This window comes from Bradyrhizobium genomosp. I (2014), from assembly GCF_000261685.1.
GTDB lineage: Bacteria > Pseudomonadota > Alphaproteobacteria > Rhizobiales > Xanthobacteraceae > Bradyrhizobium.
Genome location: NZ_AJQE01000206.1, coordinates 1 through 18,032, shown reverse-complemented (window position 1 = coordinate 18,032; position 18,032 = coordinate 1). Strand labels below are relative to the sequence as shown.

Sequence of the window (18,032 nt, the reverse complement as noted above, 5' to 3'; positions counted from 1 at the left end):
CCGGCTCGAGCCGGTCCAGCGCCTCGACCACCGTCGGTCCCTTGTACCAGCCGATCCGGTCGGTACGCTCAGCGACGCCGTCGCCGTCGCGGGCGGAAATCGGGATCACGGCCGTCGGCTTCACGCCGAGGCCGCCCAGATGCGCGGAAATCTCGTCGCTGATCGCGTTGAAGCGCTCGGCGGAAAAATCGACGCGGTCCATCTTGTTGACGACGACGGCGACCTGCTTCACGCCGAGAAGATGCAGGAGATAGCCGTGCCGCCGTGTCTGGTCGCGCACGCCTTCGAGCGCGTCGATGATCAGCACCGCGCCGTCGGCTTGCGAGGCACCGGTGATCATGTTGCGCAGGAATTCGGCGTGGCCGGGTGCATCGATCAGCACGATGTCGCGCGAGTTGGTGCGGAAGCGGATCTGCGTGGTGTCGATGGTGATGCCCTGGTCGCGCTCGGTCTGCAGCGCATCGAGCAGGAACGACCATTCGAACGGCATGCCGCGCCGCGCGCTGACGGCTTTCAGCATGTCGAGCTTGCCGTCGGGCAGGCTGCCGGTCTCGTGCAGGAGGCGGCCGACCAGCGTCGACTTGCCGTGGTCGACATGGCCGACGATGACGATGCGGACCTGCGGACGCGTGGTGCCGTTCGGCGTGGCGGGCGAAGTTGGGGTGACGATCATGTTCATATCGCGCTCGCGTCCTTGATCAGAGATAGCCGGCGACGCGTAGGCGCTCGAAAGCGTCCTCGGTCTCGTGGTCGAGCGCCCGCCCGGCGCGCTCCGGCACCTTGGTCTGCTCGAGCTCGATCAGGATCTCGTCGATGGTCGAGGCGGTCGAATTCACGGGATTGGTGATGTCCTGATCGCCCAGCGAGCGGTAGCGCTTGCCGTCTTTCGAAAGATAGAGCGGGATGATCGGGATGTTCTCGCGCTTGGTGTAGGCCCAGATGTCGGCCTCGGTCCAGTGCAGGATCGGATGGATGCGCAAATGCGCGCCCTGCGGGGGCGAGGCGTTGAAATGGTCCCAGAATTCCGGCGGCTGGTCGCGCACGTCCCAATTGCCCTCTAAGCCGCGCGGCGAGAACACGCGCTCCTTGGCGCGCGTCGCCTCCTCGTCGCGGCGGATGCCGGCGATCAGTCCGTCGAAGCCATATTTGGCGAGCGCCATCTTGAGACCCTCGGTCTTGCGCGCGGCGGAGCGGGCGGCCGGCGGCAATGTCGGGTCGACGGCATCGATGGGCGGGCAGGGCTCGACGCGCAGATCGAGATCCCACTCTTTTCCGTAGTGATCGCGGAAGCGATACATTTCGGGAAACTTCTTGCCGGTGTCGACGTGAAGGGCCGGGAACGGCATCTTGCCGAAGAAGGCCTTCCGCGCCAGCCAGATCATGACGTTGGAATCCTTGCCGAGCGACCACAGCAGCGCGATCTTCTTCAGCCGGGCGAAGGCCTCGCGGAGGATGTAGATGCTCTGCGCCTCGAGCTGGTCGAGATGGTCCATGCTGGGCGCAACATCGGCAGAAAATTCTTGCGAGCCCAAGCGGGCAACGGGGGCCGGGCTGCTCATTCCGACAGCAGCGGAATCGTCCTTGAGAAGATGCATCTCTGCCACTTTGCGTTTGGAGGCGAAAATTCTATAGTCGGAGCGCGGAAGAGAAGAAAAAATTTCTCTTTGCGCGCTAGAAACGACACATATATAGAAAATAATTCCAGTCAACCCCGGAAGTGGGGGAAGCGAGTATCGTATGCGGTTCTTGCCGGTATTCCTCGATCTCAAGGCCGGTCCGGTGGTCCTCATCGGCGCGGGCGAGCTTTTGCGCGCCAAGCTGCGCGTGCTTGCCGCCGCTGGCGCGCGCATCCGCGTGCATGCGATCGACGGCAATCAGGATCTTGGTTTTGGGTCCGAAGGTGCGGCACGCGTTGAGATCGCAAGCGGCGATCCGCTGACCGCCGATCTCTCGGGTGTCATTGCCATCGTCTGCGCCGGTGCGGGCGATATCGGCATTGCCATGTCGGCGCGGGCCAAGTCGCTCGGTCTGCCCGTCAATGTCATGGACGACCTCGAGCATTCCAGCTTCATTTTCCCGGCGATCGTCGATCGCGGTGATGTCGTGGTCGCGGTCGGCACCGGCGGCACCTCGCCGGTGGTGGCGCGGCGTGTGCGCGAGAAGATCGAGGCGCTGCTGCCGGCGCGCATCGGCGAACTCGCCGATTTCATCGGTTTCTTCCGCAAATCCATCAACGAGCGCATCGCCGAGTTTCCGCTGCGCCGCCGCTTCTGGGAGCGCGTGATCGACGGCCCGATCGGCGCCGCCGTGCTCGCCGGCCGCAAGGCGGAGGCAGATGCGGCGCTCAAGGCCATATCCGATCCCGCCGGATTCGCACGCGCCGACAAGCCGCAAGGCTCGGTCGCGCTGGTCGGCGCCGGTCCGGGCGATCCTGATCTTCTCACCATCAAGGCGCTGCGCGCATTGCAGGACGCCGACATCGTCTTCCACGACGAACTGGTCTCGGGCGAGATTCTCGATCGCATCCGCCGCGACACCACGCGCGTCGCCGTCGGCCGCCGCGTCGGCAAGCCCGGCATCGGCCAGGACGCCATCAACAAGCGCATGATCGAGGCTGCGCAGGCCGGCCAGCGCGTGGTGCGGCTCAAGGGCGGCGATCCCTTCGTATTCGGCCGCGGCGGCGAAGAGGTCGAAGCGCTGCGTGCCGCCGGCGTCGCCTATTCGATCATTCCCGGCATCACCGCAGGACTCGGCGGCGCCGCCGATTTCGAGGTGCCGCTCACCTATCGTCGTGAAGCGACCCGCATCACCTTCCTCACCGCGCACAAGGCGCGCGACGCGGAAGCCGTGGACTGGTCGACGCTGACCGACACTGGGATGACCATCGTCGTCTACATGGGCGTGTCCGCTGCACCTGCCGTGCGCACGGGCCTGCTTGCCGCGGGCCGTTCGCCGGAGACGCCGGTCGGGGTGTTCGCCCGCGTCACGCGTCCCGATGCGCAAGGCGCGATCGGCACGTTGCGTGATCTGCCCGAGCTTGCACAGCGGATCGACGGCGGTCCCGCCATTCTCATCATCGGCGAGGTGGTCCGGCATGCCGGCTCGCTTCGCCGCCAGACACCCACCCAAATCATCTCTGACCTATTGGATGCAGCCGAATGACCTCCCCGCTCGAACAGAAGAAGATCAAGATCGCCGGCCCCTCGATCGTGACCGCCAACCGGACCTGGGACGGCATCGTGGTTTATCGCACCGCCGCCAGGAGCTGGTCCGCGGACCTGTCGGAAGCCGCGATCGTGCGCAACTCCGACGAGGCCAAGGCGTTGCTCGCTGAGTCCGTCGCCGATGACGTCGGCGCGATCGGTCCCTATATCGCTCCGGTGCAGGTCGGCGCCGACGGCAAGATCGAACCGGGCAATCTGCGCGAACAGATCCGCCGTACCGGTGTGACCATCGGACAGTCGGCCCAGGCTTAAGGCAATTTACCTATGTACGCTTACGACGAAATCGACCGCACGCTCGTCAACGAGCGCGTCTCGGAGTTCCGCGACCAGGTGAAACGCCGTCTTTCCGGCGAGCTCACCGAGGACGAGTTCAAGATCCTGCGCCTGCAGAACGGCGTCTATCTGCAATTGCACGCCTACATGTTCCGCGTCGCGATCCCCTACGGCACGCTGGCGACCAACCAGTTGCGGGCGCTTGCCCATGTCGCGCGCAAATATGACCGCGGCTACGGCCATTTCACCACGCGGCAGAACATCCAGTTCAACTGGATCAAGCTCGCCGAGCTGCCGGACGCGCTGGAGGATCTCGCCAAGGTCGGCATCCACGCGATGCAGACCTCCGGCAACAACATGCGCAACGTCACCTCGGACCAGTGGGCCGGCGTCGCGCCGGGCGAGATCGAGGACCCCCGCATCTGGTCGGAGCTGATCCGCCAGCACACCACGCTGCATCCGGAATTCTCGTTCCTGCCGCGCAAGTTCAAGATCGCGATCACCGCCTCGGACCATGACCGCGCCGCGATCAAGGTCCACGACATCGGCCTCCGCCTGATCAAGAACGAGAAGGGCGAGACCGGCTTCGAGGTGCTGGTCGGCGGCGGTCTCGGCCGCACGCCGTTCATCGCCAAGACCATCAGGCATTTCGTGCACGGCGGCGACATCCTCAGCTACATCGAGGCCATCCTGCGCGTCTACAACCAGTATGGCCGCCGCGACAACATCTACAAGGCGCGGATCAAGATCCTGGTGCACGAGCTCGGCATCGAGAAGTTCTCGCGCGAGGTCGAGGAGGAGTGGCAGCATATCCGCAACTCCTCGCTCCAGATTGACGACGAGGTCATCGAGGACATTCGCTCGCGCTTCACTTATCCCGCCTACGAGAAACTGCCGTACATGCCGGACGAGCTGCGGCAGGCCGCGGCCGATCCCGATTTCGAGGCGTGGCGCAAGAATTCGGTGGCCCCGCACAAGGTCCAGGGCTATTCCATCGTCACGATCTCGCTGAAGCCGACCGGCGGGCCTCCAGGCGATGCCACCGCGGAGCAGATGGACGCGCTCGCCGATCTCGCCGACAGATATTCCTTCGGCGAAATCCGCGTCGGCCATGAGCAGAACCTGGCGCTGCCGCACGTCGCCAAGCGCGACCTGCCGGCGCTGTGGAAGGCGCTCGACAAGCTCGGGCTGGCGACGCCCAACGTCAATCTGATCACCGACATCATCGCCTGCCCCGGGCTCGATTATTGCTCGCTGGCGAATGCGCGCTCGATCCCGATCGCGCAGGAATTGACCCGGCGCTTCGCCAATCACGAGCTCGCCAATCTCATTGGCCGGCTCCACATCAACATCTCCGGCTGCATCAATGCCTGCGGCCATCACCATGTCGGCCATATCGGCATCCTCGGCGTCGAGAAGAACGGCGAGGAGGTCTATCAGATCACGATCGGCGGCCGTGCCGACGAGAATGCCGCGCTCGGCACCCTGATCGGGCCGGGCGTCAAGTTCGACGAGGTCGCCGACGTCGTCGAGGACATCGTGGAAGCCTATCTGGCGCTGCGCGAGCGGCCCGAAGAGCTGTTCATGGACACGGTGAAGCGCCTCGGCGTCGAACCCTTCAAGGAGCGCGTCTATGCCACTCGTTAAGGGCGGAAAGATCATGGGCGACAGCTTCGTCAAGCTCGCCGTCGACACGCCGCAGCCCGAGGGCGGCGACATCCTGGTGCCGGCCGAGCGTTTCCTTGGCGACGCCGAGGGCTTGCTCGAGGGTGCCGGCAAGGTCGGCGTCATCTGGCCGAACAATCGCGACATTGTCGAGCTCGTACCGTATCTCGACAGGATCGCCGCCGTCGCGCTGGTGTTCCCGACGTTCCGGGACGGACGCGCCTATAGCCAGGCGCGGCTGCTGCGAGAACGTTACAATTACCGTGGCGAGTTGCGCGCGACCGGCCAGGTGCTGCGGGACCAGTTCGTGTTCATGCTGCGCGCCGGCTTCGATGCCTTCGAGGTCAAGAAGCAGGCGGACGCAGAAGCCTTCATGCAGACCGCGAAGCGCTATTCGGTGTTCTACCAGCCGACCGGCGACGGCCGGATCACGGCGCTGCACCGGCGCATGCAGCTGCGCCACTCGGAGGGTGTCGGCACGTGAACGCGATCGCGCCTCAGGTATCGTCCGCCTCCGCGTTGCCCCCGGCCGAGGAACTCGATCGCGCGTTGCGCGATGCCTCGCCTGCGGAGATCATCGCGGCGGCGCTGAGGACGGTCGGGCGCGACAAGCTCGCGCTGGTGTCGTCCTTCGGCACGGAATCGGCCACACTCTTGAAGGTCATGGCGGACGTCGATCCGGCAATTCCGGTGATCTTTCTCGATACGGGGTGGTTGTTCGAGGAGACGCTGGCCTATCGCGATGAGCTGGTTGCGACGCTGGGCCTGAAGGATGTCCGGTCGATCAAGCCCGCCGAGGAGGCCCTCTCGCGCGACGATCCCGATCGCGACCTCTGGTTCTCCGATCCCGACGCCTGCTGCCGCATCCGCAAGGTCGAGCCGCTGGCGCGTGCGCTGAAGCCGTTCTCAGCCTGGATCAACGGCCGCAAGCGCTTCCAGGGCGCTACGCGCGCCGACATCCCCGTCGTCGAGGACGATGGCGCGCGGTTGAAGTTCAATCCCTTCGCCAACGTTTCGCGCGAGGAGATCGAGGCGATCTTCACCCGCGCCAGACTGCCGCGGCACCCGCTGGCTGCGTCAGGATTCCTGTCGGTTGGCTGCATGCCTTGCACGAGCAGAACGACCGAGGGCGAGGATGCGCGCGCCGGCCGATGGCGTGGCCGGACGAAGACGGAATGCGGCATTCACACGATGAAGATTTCGTAGCACAGTCCGGCTGTCGCGCTGCGAACAAGAAAATCGGGTTCCGTTGACTTGAGAGCGTTTCGCCGCGAGTTTCGCCTGCATGCCTTCGCTGACACCGATGTCGGCGAAGTGAATGGAGATGGACATGATGCGCCGTATCGTTCCGCTCGCTGCAGGACTGCTCGCAACGGGATTCTTGGCAAGCTCGACTCTCGCCGCCGACATTAACCTGTTGAACGTGTCGTACGACCCGACACGTGAGCTCTACGTCGAGTTCAACAAGGCGTTCGCGAACGCCTATCGGAAGGAAACCGGCAAGAGCGTCGAGATCAAGCAGTCGCATGGCGGCAGCGGGTCGCAAGCGCGCGCGGTGATCGACGGCCTGCAGGCCGACGTGGTGACGCTCGCGCTCGCCTATGACATCGACGCGATCGCCGGCAAGGGCCTTACTGCTGCCGACTGGCAGAAGCGGTTGCCGCAGAATTCGTCGCCCTACACGTCGACCATCGTGTTCCTGGTACGCAAGGGCAATCCGAAGGGCGTCAAGGACTGGGACGATTTGATCAAGCCGGGTGTCGCCGTGATCACGCCGAATCCAAAGACGTCGGGTGGCGCGCGCTGGAACTATCTTGCAGCCTGGGGCTTCGCGCAGAAGAAATACGGATCGGTCGACAAGGCCAGGGATTTCATCGGCAAACTGTATCAGCAGGTCCCGGTGCTCGATACCGGCGCGCGTGGCGCGACCATGACCTTCGTCGAGCGCGGCGTGGGCGACGTGCTGCTCGCCTGGGAGAACGAGGCGTTCCTTGCCCTGAAGGAGTTCGGCGCGAACAAGTTCGAGATCGTGGCGCCGCCACAATCGATCCTCGCCGAACCGCCGGTCGCTATCGTCGACAAGGTTGCCGACAGGAAGGGCACCCGCAACGCCGCGGATGCCTACCTGCAATATTGGTACACCAAGGAAGGGCAGGAGATCGCCGCGCGCAACTTCTACCGTCCGCGCGATGCCGAAATCGCCAAGAAGTATGAAAATGCCGTCGCCAAGGTCGAGCTGTTCACGATCGACGAGGTTTTCGGCGGTTGGACCAGGGCCCAGAGGGAACATTTTGCAGACGGCGGCGTCTTTGATCAGATTTACAAGAACTGATCGGGCGCTGTCTTAAGAGGCTTTTGCAGGGGGCCTGATGAGCGCAGTTGCAGCACGACGCCGGACATTGCCGGGCTTCGGTCTCACCATGGGGCTGACGCTGACCTGGCTGTCCGTGATCATCCTGATTCCGCTCGCCGGCCTGTTCCTGAAATCGCTCGAGCTCAGCCCCGAGCAGTTCTGGAACATCCTTTCCAGCCGCCGCACCCTGAACGCGCTCCGCGTCTCGTTCGGCCTCGCCTTTGCTGCGGCCTGCGTCAACCTTGTCATGGGCAGCATCATCGTCTGGGCGCTGGTGCGCTACCGCTTCCCCGGCCGGCGCCTGTTCGACGCCATCGTCGACGTGCCCTTCGCGCTGCCGACCGCGGTTGCCGGCGTTGCGCTGACCGCGTTGTTCGCCGAGAAGGGCTGGCTGGGCGCGCCGCTTGCCGCGCTCGGCATCAAGGTGGCGTTCACGCCGCTCGGCATCTTCGTCGCCATGATCTTCATCGGTATTCCCTTCGTCGTGCGCACGGTGCAGCCCGTGCTCCAGGATCTCGATCCCGGGATCGAGGAAGCCGCGGGCAGCCTTGGTGCCAGCCGCTGGCAGACCATCATCCGCGTGATCCTGCCTTCGCTCGCACCGGCGCTGCTCACCGGCCTCGCGCTCGCCTTCGCCCGCGCGGTCGGCGAATACGGCTCGGTGATCTTCATCGCCGGCAACCTGCCGAACGTGTCCGAGATCGCGCCGCTGCTGATCGTGATCCGGCTCTCCGAATTCCGCTACGCCGACGCGACCGCGATCGCGGTCGTCATGCTCGTCGTCTCCTTCGTCATCATCTTCGCCGTCAACCGGCTTCAGCGCTGGGCGCAGAGCAGAATTCCGGCGCGCTGAGGGCGGACCATGACGGTGCAGATCGCCCATTCAGGCCCGGTCACCTCGTCCGACGAGAAGGCCCGTGCACGTGAAGCCCTCGCGCGGAACAGTCTTCGCACCGAGCCGAAGGCAGTGCGCATTGTTGTCATCGCGATCGCGGTCGCGTTTCTCACCATCTTCGTCGTGTTGCCGCTGGTGGTGGTGTTTGCACATGCGTTCTCGAAAGGAATCGCCGCCTATCTCGCTGCGCTGGCCGAGCCCGAGGCGCTGGCAGCGATCAGGCTGACGTTGCTGGTCGCCGCGATATCAGTGGGCCTCAACCTGGTGTTCGGCCTTGTCGCGGCCTGGGCGATTGCAAAATTCGATTTCCCGGGCAAGACGTTCCTGATCACGCTGATCGACCTGCCGTTCTCGGTGAGTCCAGTGATCTCGGGCCTCGTCTTCGTGCTGCTGTTTGGCGCGCAGGGCTATCTCGGCGGCTGGCTGCGCGATCATGACATCCAGATCCTGTTTGCGGTGCCCGGCATCGCGCTTGCCACCACCTTCGTGACCTTTCCGTTCGTGGCGCGCGCGCTGATCCCCCTGATGCAGGAGCAGGGCACGCAGGAGGAGGAGGCCGCGATCTCGCTCGGCGCCTCGGGCCTGCAGACGTTCTTCCGCGTCACGCTGCCCAACATCAAATGGGGCGTGCTCTACGGCGTCCTGCTCTGCAACGCGCGCGCGATGGGCGAGTTCGGTGCGGTCTCCGTCGTCTCCGGCCATATCCGCGGCGAGACCAACACGATGCCGCTCCTCGTCGAGATTCTCTACGACGAGTACCAGTTCGTCGCCGCCTTTGCGATCGCCTCGCTGCTGGCGATGCTGGCGCTGATCACGCTGATCGCCAAGACCGTTCTCGAACGCCATCTGGACGAAGGACAGGATCCAAGTGACCATTGAAGTCAGGAATCTCGTCAAGACGTTCGGCAGCTTCAAAGCCCTCGACGGTGTCGATCTCAAGGTCGACAGCGGCGAGTTGGTCGCGCTGCTCGGTCCGTCCGGCTCCGGCAAGACCACGTTGCTGCGGATCGTCGCCGGGCTCGACTGGCCCGATTCCGGCGAGGTCTTGATCAATGGCGAGGACGCGCTGGCGCAGGGCGCACGGGAACGGCATGTCGGCTTCGTGTTCCAGCACTACGCGCTGTTCCGCCACATGACGGTGTTCGAGAACGTCGCCTTCGGCCTGCGCGTGCAGCCACGCGCGGTCCGGAAGGACGAAGCCGCAATCCGTGCGCGCGTCAAGGAGCTGCTCGATCTCGTGCAGCTCGACTGGCTCGCCGACCGCTATCCGGGCCAGCTCTCCGGCGGCCAGCGCCAGCGGATCGCGCTCGCCCGCGCGCTCGCGATCGAGCCGCGCATCCTGCTGCTCGACGAGCCGTTCGGCGCGCTCGATGCCAAGGTGCGGAAAGAGCTGCGCAAATGGCTGCGCGCGCTGCATCGCGAGATCAGCGTGACCTCGATCTTCGTCACCCATGACCAGGAGGAGGCGCTCGAAGTCGCCAACCGTGTCGTGGTGATGGACAAGGGCAGGATCGAGCAGATCGGCTCGCCCGATGACGTCTACGACAATCCGGCCACTGCCTTCGTGCACGGTTTCATCGGCGAATCCATTGTGCTGCCGGTCGAGGTCGCCAATGGTACGGTCCGGCTCGGTGACCGGCCGCTGGATCTCGCCGCCGGCGGGCTTGCGCCTGGCGCGTCAAGGCTGTTCGTGCGGCGACATGACATGCTGGTTGGCCCGCCCGGCAGCGGCGCCTTCGAGGGCGCGATCCGGCATGTCCGCAATTTCGGCCCCGTACAGCGCGCCGAGGTCGCGCTCTCGGGCGGCCAGACTATCGAGATCGACGCCCCCCGCGACAGGGAACTGCGCGCCGGCGACACCATCGGCCTTGAGCCTCGCCGCTACCGGATATTTGCGGGCTAGCACAGGCTAGCACAGTCATTCCGGGGCGATGCGGAGCATCGAACCCGGAATCCCGGGATTGTGGCGCGAGATTCTCAGGTTCACGATTGCGCACCGTAGTTCGCGCTGACGCGCGCCCCGGAATGACAGCTACGATTTTCCTCAATATTCACCTTTCAGCCACGGTTGGTATGCAACAACGGCCCCTCATTTGGGGGCCTCGATTCATGCGCGCTGCGGCCGCAATTCTCGTCACTTTGCTGCTCGCCGGCTGTGCCGGCAACGAAGCACCGGTCCAGCAGCCATCCATGTACACCGACATGGCGGTCCCGGGCTCCAAGCTCGATGCGCAGGCGGCGGCGGTCATGATCTCGCAATACCGCCAGAACAACGGGCTCGGCACCGTCATGATCGATCCCGACTTGATGCGGCTCGCCGAGTCCCAGTCGGGCGCGATGGCGGCGGCCAACAGGATGGACCACGACGTCCGCGCGCCGCTGGCCAAGCGTCTGGCCGCCGGCGGTTATCCCGCGACCGTGGCGGTCGAGAACATCTCGGCCGGCTATCATACGCTGGCGGAAGCGTTTTCCGGCTGGCGCGACTCGCCCCCTCACCGCGCCAACATGCTCAAGGGCGGTGTCACAAAATTGGGCATCGCGGCGAGCTATGCTCCTGGCACCAAATACAAGGTGTTCTGGACCATGATCCTGGCCTCGACGGAGCCCCGATAAGCCAGACTTGATCCCGGGATGCATTGACGCCGCGGCGGAGTGTCGCCACGGTGGCGCGCCATTTGCTATTGTTCTCCCATGACCGATCGTAGCCCGGAATCCGCCAGCGTCCCCGCGAATGCGCAACGCGTCCTGGTCCTCCAGGGCGGCGGCGCGCTCGGCTCCTACCAGGCCGGCGCCTTTCAGGCGCTGTGCGGCTACGGCTTCGAGCCGGAATGGGTGGCCGGCATCTCGATCGGCGCGGTCAACGCCGCCATCATCGCCGGCAACGAGGGGCAGACGCGCGTCAAGCGGCTCAAGGAGTTCTGGGAGATGGTGTCCGCGCCGGTGCCGTGGAAGCCGGTCGGCAAGAGCGACCACAGCCGCGAGTTGTTCAATTCGACCAGCGCTGCGCTGATTGCGACCTTCGGCGTGCCCGGCTTCTTCACGCCGCGCATTCCGCCGGCGCCGCTCTGGCCGCCGGGGCATCCCGAAGCGGAAAGCTATTACGACACTTCGCCGCTCAAGAAGACGCTGGAGCGTCTCGTCGATTTCGACCGCATCAACGATCTGAGGACGCGCCTGTCGGTCGGCGCGGTCGGCGTCACTTCGGGCAACTTCAAATATTTCGACAATTACGAGTTCAAGAAGCTCGGCAAGACGATCGGCCCCGAGCACATCATGGCCTCCGGCGCGCTGCCGCCCGGCTTTCCCTCCGTGATGATCGACGGCGAGCACTATTGGGACGGCGGCATCGCCTCCAACACCCCGCTCGACTACGTGCTCGATGCCGAGGTCGAACGCGACATGCTGATCTTCCAGGTCGATTTGTTTTCCGCGCGCGGCGACCTGCCGAATTCGCTGCTTGAGGCCGCCGAACGCGAGAAGGACATCCGCTATTCCAGCCGCACGCGGATGAACACCGACAAGAACAAGCAGCTGCACAACGCCCGCAGGGCCGTGCGCGACCTGATCGGCAAATTGCCGGACTATCTGAGGAACGATCCTTCCGTCGAATTCCTGGCAAAGGTGTCGCGCGAAAGCACCGTCACCGTGGTGCATCTGATCTACCGCAGCAAGAACTACGAATCCTCGTCCAAGGACTACGACTTCTCGCACGTCGCCATGGTCGAGCATTGGGAAGCCGGCGTGCGCGACGTGCATCTGTCGATGCGCCACAAGGACTGGCTCGAGCGGCCGCAGTCCGGCGAGACCATGGTGACCTACGATCTCACGGGGGACGTCACCGCGCCCCCGGCAAAAAGGAGCGAATAGAATGGGTAGTCTGTCAGGAAAGAACGCCGTCGTGACCGGGTCGACCAGCGGCATCGGGCTCGCCTATGCGCGCGCCTTTGCCAGCGCCGGTGCCAATGTCGTCATAAACGGTTTCGGCTCGCCGGAGGACATCGAGAAGGAGCGCGCCAAAATCGAGTCCGAGTTTGGCGTGAAGGCGATCTACTCGCCTGCCGACATGACCAAGCCCGCCGAGATCGCCGGGATGATCGCGCTCGGCGAGAAGACGTTCGGCTCGGTCGACATCCTGGTCAACAATGCCGGCATCCAGTTCGTGTCGCCGATCGAGGAATTCCCGCTCGAGAAGTGGGACCAGATCATCGCGATCAACCTGTCCTCGGCCTTCCATGCCATCCGCGCCGCCGTCCCCGGCATGAAGAAGAAGGGCTGGGGCCGCATCATCAACACGGCGTCCGCACATTCGCTGGTCGCCTCGCCCTTCAAGTCGGCCTATGTCTCGGCCAAGCACGGCATCGCCGGTCTCACCAAGACCGTGGCGCTGGAGGTCGCGACCCACAAGATCACCTGCAATTGCATCAGCCCCGGCTACGTCTGGACGCCGCTCGTCGAGAAGCAGATCCCCGACACGATGAAGGCGCGCAACCTGACACGCGAGCAGGTCATCAACGACGTGCTGCTCGATGCGCAGCCGACCAAGGAGTTTGTCACCTCCGAGCAGGTCGCCGCGCTGGCCCTGTTCCTGTGCGGCGACGATGCCGCGCAAATCACCGGCACGAATCTCTCGATCGACGGCGGCTGGACTGCGGAGTAGTTCGCGTCAATTGAGCCACTCTGTCATGCCCCGGCTTGACCGGGGCATCCAGTACGCCGCGGCGTCTCGGCTTAATCGCAACCGTCTCTGGAAAACCGGATCGCCCGGTCAAGCCGGCCGATGACAGCGGGAGTGGAGCGGCAGCTTCCCGCTCAATGCGTCCAGGCCAGCGCCGTGACGATGGCCGACGACAAATTCAGTTCCGCGAACATGATCTTGCCGGCGACCACGAACAGCACGCTAGCAAGCACGAGGCGCAGCACTGTTTCAGGCACGCGCGTCGCGCTGAAGCTGCCGACGATGATGCCGGGCAGCGAGCCCAGCAGCAGCACACCCATCAGCGCCCAATCGACGTCACCGAGCGCCCAGTGTCCGATGCCCGCGACCAGCGTCAGCGGCACCGCATGGGCGATGTCGGAGCCGACGATGGTCGCCATCGGCAGGCGCGGGTAGAGCAGCAGCAGCACGGTGACGCCGACCGCACCGGCACCGACGGATGAAATCGACACCAGCACGCCGAGCACGATGCCGGTGACGACGGTTGCGATCCCTGTGGTTCGCTCGCTGACCTGCGCGAGGCGTTTCCGATAGCGCTCCATGATCGACTTGCGGAAGATCAGCGAGGTCGCGGTCAGCAGCAGCGCGAAGCACAGCACGAGGCTGACGAGGTTACGCTCGGACTCGCTTCGGAGATCGAGCTTCCACAGCACGAACAGCGTCAGCGCGCTCGCCGGGATGCTGCCGCAGGCAAGCCGCAGCACGGCCGGCCAGTGCACGCTGCGCGCCCAGCCATGCACCACGCTGCCGCCGGTCTTGGTCGCTGCGGCATAGAGCAGGTCGGTTCCGACCGCGGTGGCGGGATGGACGCCGAACAGCAGGATCAGCAGCGGCGTCATCAACGAGCCGCCACCCACGCCGGTCATCCCGACAAGCAGGCCGACGGCGAATCCGGAGGCGACGTAGAGTGGATCGAACATGGTCTGGAGAATCTTAAGTTTATCTCGTCAGTTGGGCAATACGACGTAGAATAAACTTTCGCCAAGGCGCAACCGCTTGGATAGAATAAGAAAAATTGTGCTGCCGACCGAGGCTGGGCAGTCATTTTGCTTCGTTCCCGGGCCTGTCACGCAACAGGCGTTCCTCAACGGCAGCGCAGGCCGCGGCGGCCTATTTGCCGAACGCCAGCACGTGCAGTCCGAGGCGCTGCCGCACGATCCAGAACAGCAGCACCGTCTCGAAGGTCAGCGAGATCGAGGTCGCGGCCGCGGCGCCGTGGCCGCCGTAGCGCGGTACCAGCGCAAAGCAGAGCACGACGTTCATCACGAAGGCCAGCGCATAGGCCAGTGCGCAGATCTTCTGCTGGCCGAGCATGTTGAGCAGGCGCTCAACCGGGCCGATCGCGGAGCGTACCACGAGGCCGATCGCAGCAATGAACATGATGTCGTAGCCGACAGTGAACTGCGGTCCGAACAGCCATAGCAACGGCTTGCCGGCTGCGAGCAGCACGATGGTCGCCGCCAGCGACGGCCAGAACGTCCAGTTGATGGCATGCGCGACATAGGCCGACAGCCGCGCCTTGTCGCCGAGCGCATTGTATTCGGCGAAACGATGCGCCGTCGTCGCCGACATCGCGTAGTGGATGAACGAGACCAGCGCCAGCGTCTTCACCACCGCAAAATAGACGCCGACCTCGTCAGAGGAGCGGAATTGCTGCAGCACCAGCACATCGGTGTAGGAGAGCAGCAGGTAAAAACTCTCGACCAGCAGGATCGGCAATGAGACGGCGAGCCAGCCCCTGACGTCGTAGGCCTTGGGGCCCGGCTCGATGTGATCGGCGAGCTTGCGGTTCAGCACCACCATCTGCCCGGCCATCGCGATCCACACCGCGCCCAGGCTCGCGATCATCGCGGCGACCGCGCCGAGATGATAGCCGAGCAGGAAGGCAGCGGCTGTGATGCCGATGATCAGCGCCTGGCGGATGATGAATTGCGGCATCAAGCCGAGTTGCATCCAGTCATGCGAGCGCGCGATGCCGTCCTGGGTGTTGGCGACGACGAAGGCCGGCAGCGTCATGCAGCCGATATAGAGCGGCAGCACCTCGGCCGGATCGATCCAGGGCGACAGCAGTCTTACGATGCCGGCAAGCCCAAGCGAGACCACCGTGGAAACGGCAAAGGTCAGCCAGCGGCTGCCGGAGAGGAAGCCGCGCAGCAGCTCATGATCGCCCCTGGTGCGGTACTCCGGGATGATCTTCTGCGCGGAGGCGGAGATGCCGAAATCCATCATGCTGCCGAGCAGCAGCACCCAGGTCCAGACATAGACATAGATGCCGTAGTCGGACGTGCCCATCCAGCGCGCAAGCAGAACCTGCGAGACATAGGCGAGCCCCGCGCTGATCACGCGGATGATGAAGATGGTGCCGGCGAGCCGCCGCGTCAGCGACGCTTCGCTCGATCCACCCGTCAGCTTGGCCCGCAGCCGCGCGATCAGCCCGGCCGGTCCGGTCGTTGCGGGTTGTGCATCCATCACGGCCAATTCGAACAGTCCCCAGGCATCCCGCATGCTGCGGCATGCCAGGGAACTAGCAACCATTCGTTAAGATTCGGTTGGGTGAGTACGCTGGGCCCCACGCTCCCCTGTCGTCCCGGACAAGCGCGCCCCGGGACCCATAATTCCAGGGAGAAGTTGGAGCGCGAGCTGGCAATCACGAGTCTTCGCCAGAGCACTCCCTGTGAATATGGGCTCCGGATCCGCGCCTACGCCTGTCCGGGACGACAGTTGAATGTGTAGTGCCGGCAGTGCAGCAAATAGGACAGCACTACTCCAAATTCGTATTGAACTCGTATGCCTTCTCCGGCCCGACCAGCGTAAACTTCAGCGCCGCACCATCCGGCTTGGCGCCCGGCGGCAGCCCGTCGAGCTCGAAAGAAAACCGCATCACCCCAGGCGGGCTGTGCTGCACAGGTACTGGAATCGGCAGCGCCCAATCGAGTGTCGGGCCTTCCACGAACAGATTGACGCTGCGGCTGTCCGGCGTCACCACGTCGACCACCACATTCTTGGGCCCGTCACGCTTGACGTCGCGGATGGTGAGCGGATTGGGGTCGCCGATATTGGCTGGCTTGGGGACGGTGTCGAGCGCAGCACGCAAGTTCGCATCCTCGGTCGAGGCGACGCTGTTGAGGCCGAGCTCGGCGCTGGCCTCGACTGGAATGCAGAGCTTCTCGCACACTGCGTAATTGATCTCGGCACGCAAGGTCACCGGCTTGTCGGCCGCCTTGGCGACGATGCGCAACGGCAGCACGATGTGGTCGTGATAGCCGATCGAATGGCCGCCCGCGCCGTCGTCGAATTTCAGCGGCGCCGGCCACATGATCGTCACCGCCTCGACATTGTCCGACTTCGAAAAGTCGAACCGCGGTGGAACGCCGGAATCGCCGGGCGAGCGCCAATAGGTCTTCCATCCCGGCTCGAGCTGGAACGCGATACCGCCGAGCAGGACTGCGCCGCTGCGCGATCCCGCCAACAGCCGCACCGCGGAATGTCCGTCGCGCTGCCACGGCGAAGCGTCGTCGGCACGGGCCGCGATGGCCAACGACGACGCAAGCAGGGTTGTCGCGACGCCAATCGCCGCACGCAGGGGAACTCTTGTGAGCATGGCACGTCTTTACAGGGTCGTCCCCGGCCAAACCATTGAATTGCTTGTGATGGATGCACTTGAATCAGTCACCGCAAGCCTTGATTTGACAGCCGCCCGGCCCGACATCAGGATAGGAATTGAAACCGGAGTGCTTCACCGATGGCTCCCACAGGCAAGAGGACGGGCGAAAGCACCCGCAGCTCAGGCCCCGCGCTGCCCAATCCGGCCGGTTATCTCGACGGCCGGCTCCTGATTGCGATGCCCGTGATGGGCGATTCCCGTTTCGAGCGCTCGGTGATCTATCTCTGCGCCCATTCCGCCGAAGGAGCGATGGGCATCATCGTGAACCATCCGGCCGGGAGCATCGACTTCCCCGAGCTCTTGCAGCAGCTCGGCATCATCAAGAAGGGCGAGCACATCAAGCTGCCGGAGAATGCCGAGAGCATGAAGGTGTTGCGGGGGGGCCCGGTCGACACTGGCCGCGGATTCGTGCTGCATTCCAGCGACTTCTACATCGAGAACGCGACGCTGCGGATCGATGACGGCGTCTGCCTCACCGCGACCGTCGACATCCTGCGCGCGATCGCCAACGGTTCCGGCCCCAAGCACGCCATCCTCGCGCTCGGCTATGCCGGCTGGGCGCCGGGACAGCTCGAGACCGAGATCCAGAGCAACGGCTGGCTGCATTGCGATGCGGATGCGGACCTGATTTTCGGCGATGACGTCGACGACAAATACAACCGCGCCTTGCAGAAGATCGGCATCGATCCCGGCATGCTCTCGAACGAGGCCGGGCACGCCTAAAGCGCGATGAGATTTGGATGAATCGTCATCGCGCTTTAGGTTGCTGTTTTAGCATGATCTTTTCGGAAAACCGCTGCGCACTTTTCCGGATCATGCTTTAGCATTCAGGGTCCGCTGTATTCGCCCCGCCTACCGCTGTCGTCGCCCGGCTTGACCGGTTGAATCCGCCCTGGATCGCCCGGTCAAGGCCGGGCGATGACACCATTTGCGGAGTAGCGGCGCGCGTCTACTCCGCCGCCTGCTGCTGCACCGTCGGCTCGGTTCCCGCCACCGTCGCCCGGCGCATGTCGCGGGGCTGGGACTGGTCGTAGCGGCGGACGCGGTGCATGGTCTGGCGGTTGTCCCACATCACGAGGTCATGCAGCTTCCATTTGTGGACGTAGACGAATTCTGCTTGCGTCGCGTGCTCGTTCAGATCGCGCAGCAGCAGCCGCCCCTCGGGCACGCTCATGCTGACGATCTTGCCGGCATGCGACGAAAGATACAGCGACTTGCGGCGATGCACGGGATGGGTCCGCACC

19 protein-coding genes are annotated in these 18,032 nt (G+C 64.5%); 13 read left to right on the top strand and 6 right to left on the bottom strand.

The features are described 5' to 3' along the window. Together IC50_RS20160 and cysD are read right to left on the bottom strand one after the other, a co-directional pair. Positions 1–679: P-loop NTPase family protein (locus tag IC50_RS20160; RefSeq protein ID WP_035708572.1), on the bottom strand; the 679-nt coding region annotated here is incomplete at its 3' end. A 19-nt stretch (positions 680–698) separates the two neighbouring features. Continuing rightward, positions 699–1,493, bottom strand: coding sequence for a sulfate adenylyltransferase subunit CysD (cysD, locus tag IC50_RS20155; RefSeq protein ID WP_035708581.1), 795 nt, complete (start codon positions 1,491–1,493; stop codon positions 699–701). 244 nt (positions 1,494–1,737) lie between these two features. Here cysD and cysG point away from each other — a divergent pair, with 244 nt between their 5' ends. From cysG to IC50_RS20095, 12 genes are all read left to right on the top strand, one after another. Further along, entirely contained in the window at positions 1,738–3,162 is a 1,425-nt protein-coding gene (gene cysG, locus IC50_RS20150; protein WP_035708570.1) for a siroheme synthase CysG, read from the top strand. Continuing rightward, on the top strand, positions 3,159–3,476 hold the full coding sequence (locus IC50_RS20145; RefSeq protein ID WP_035708568.1) for a DUF2849 domain-containing protein: 318 nt from the start codon (positions 3,159–3,161) through the stop codon (positions 3,474–3,476). Before cysG ends, IC50_RS20145 begins: the two co-directional genes overlap by 4 nt. Positions 3,477–3,488: 12 nt before the next feature. Further along, complete coding sequence (locus tag IC50_RS20140) at positions 3,489–5,144, top strand: nitrite/sulfite reductase (protein ID WP_035708565.1); 1,656 nt, start codon at positions 3,489–3,491, stop codon at positions 5,142–5,144. Next, a complete protein-coding gene (locus IC50_RS20135) occupies positions 5,131–5,646 on the top strand; it encodes a DUF934 domain-containing protein (RefSeq protein ID WP_035708559.1) in 516 nt (171 codons plus the stop codon). The genes IC50_RS20140 and IC50_RS20135 overlap by 14 nt, the downstream gene beginning before the upstream one ends. Next, the gene (locus tag IC50_RS20130; protein WP_035708556.1) at positions 5,643–6,368 is read left to right on the top strand and encodes a phosphoadenylyl-sulfate reductase; all 726 of its coding nucleotides are present in this window, start codon (positions 5,643–5,645) and stop codon (positions 6,366–6,368) included. The genes IC50_RS20135 and IC50_RS20130 overlap by 4 nt, the downstream gene beginning before the upstream one ends. 112 nt (positions 6,369–6,480) lie before the next feature. Next, a complete protein-coding gene (locus tag IC50_RS20125; RefSeq protein ID WP_085973873.1) occupies positions 6,481–7,494 on the top strand; it encodes a sulfate ABC transporter substrate-binding protein in 1,014 nt (337 codons plus the stop codon). 37 nt (positions 7,495–7,531) lie between these two features. Continuing rightward, the gene (gene cysT, locus IC50_RS20120; protein WP_081492474.1) at positions 7,532–8,368 is read left to right on the top strand and encodes a sulfate ABC transporter permease subunit CysT; all 837 of its coding nucleotides are present in this window, start codon (positions 7,532–7,534) and stop codon (positions 8,366–8,368) included. Positions 8,369–8,377: 9 nt separating this feature from the next. After that, the gene (cysW, locus tag IC50_RS20115) at positions 8,378–9,289 is read left to right on the top strand and encodes a sulfate ABC transporter permease subunit CysW (RefSeq protein WP_035708552.1); all 912 of its coding nucleotides are present in this window, start codon (positions 8,378–8,380) and stop codon (positions 9,287–9,289) included. Continuing rightward, positions 9,279–10,313 carry a sulfate/molybdate ABC transporter ATP-binding protein gene (locus tag IC50_RS20110; protein WP_035708549.1) on the top strand — a complete coding sequence of 345 codons (1,035 nt, stop codon included), beginning with the start codon at positions 9,279–9,281 and terminating at the stop codon, positions 10,311–10,313. The genes cysW and IC50_RS20110 overlap by 11 nt, the downstream gene beginning before the upstream one ends. Before the next feature lie 206 nt (positions 10,314–10,519). Then, positions 10,520–11,023, top strand: a complete 504-nt coding sequence (locus IC50_RS20105) for a CAP domain-containing protein (protein WP_035708547.1) — start codon at positions 10,520–10,522, stop codon at positions 11,021–11,023. Positions 11,024–11,101: 78 nt separating this feature from the next. Then, positions 11,102–12,277 carry a DUF3734 domain-containing protein gene (locus IC50_RS20100; RefSeq protein WP_035708545.1) on the top strand — a complete coding sequence of 392 codons (1,176 nt, stop codon included), beginning with the start codon at positions 11,102–11,104 and terminating at the stop codon, positions 12,275–12,277. 1 nt (position 12,278) lies between these two features. Then, positions 12,279–13,067, top strand: coding sequence for a 3-hydroxybutyrate dehydrogenase (locus IC50_RS20095; protein WP_035708543.1), 789 nt, complete (start codon positions 12,279–12,281; stop codon positions 13,065–13,067). 152 nt (positions 13,068–13,219) lie between these two features. On the opposite strand, the gene IC50_RS20090 is transcribed toward IC50_RS20095, so the two are convergent. The 3 genes from IC50_RS20090 to IC50_RS20080 form a co-directional block, all read right to left on the bottom strand. Then, on the bottom strand, positions 13,220–14,044 hold the full coding sequence (locus IC50_RS20090) for a sulfite exporter TauE/SafE family protein (protein WP_035708541.1): 825 nt from the start codon (positions 14,042–14,044) through the stop codon (positions 13,220–13,222). A 190-nt stretch (positions 14,045–14,234) separates the two neighbouring features. Then, positions 14,235–15,602 carry a flippase gene (locus tag IC50_RS20085; RefSeq protein ID WP_035708575.1) on the bottom strand — a complete coding sequence of 456 codons (1,368 nt, stop codon included), beginning with the start codon at positions 15,600–15,602 and terminating at the stop codon, positions 14,235–14,237. Between the two features lie 283 nt (positions 15,603–15,885). After that, complete coding sequence (locus IC50_RS20080) at positions 15,886–16,725, bottom strand: protein-disulfide reductase DsbD domain-containing protein (protein WP_035708538.1); 840 nt, start codon at positions 16,723–16,725, stop codon at positions 15,886–15,888. 141 nt (positions 16,726–16,866) lie between these two features. Here IC50_RS20080 and IC50_RS20075 point away from each other — a divergent pair, with 141 nt between their 5' ends. Then, positions 16,867–17,511 carry a YqgE/AlgH family protein gene (locus tag IC50_RS20075; protein ID WP_035708535.1) on the top strand — a complete coding sequence of 215 codons (645 nt, stop codon included), beginning with the start codon at positions 16,867–16,869 and terminating at the stop codon, positions 17,509–17,511. Positions 17,512–17,737: 226 nt separating this feature from the next. On the opposite strand, the gene IC50_RS20070 is transcribed toward IC50_RS20075, so the two are convergent. Then, positions 17,738–18,032, bottom strand: a 295-nt coding sequence (locus IC50_RS20070; RefSeq protein WP_035708532.1) for a TauD/TfdA dioxygenase family protein, incomplete at its 5' end; no start/stop codon positions are given.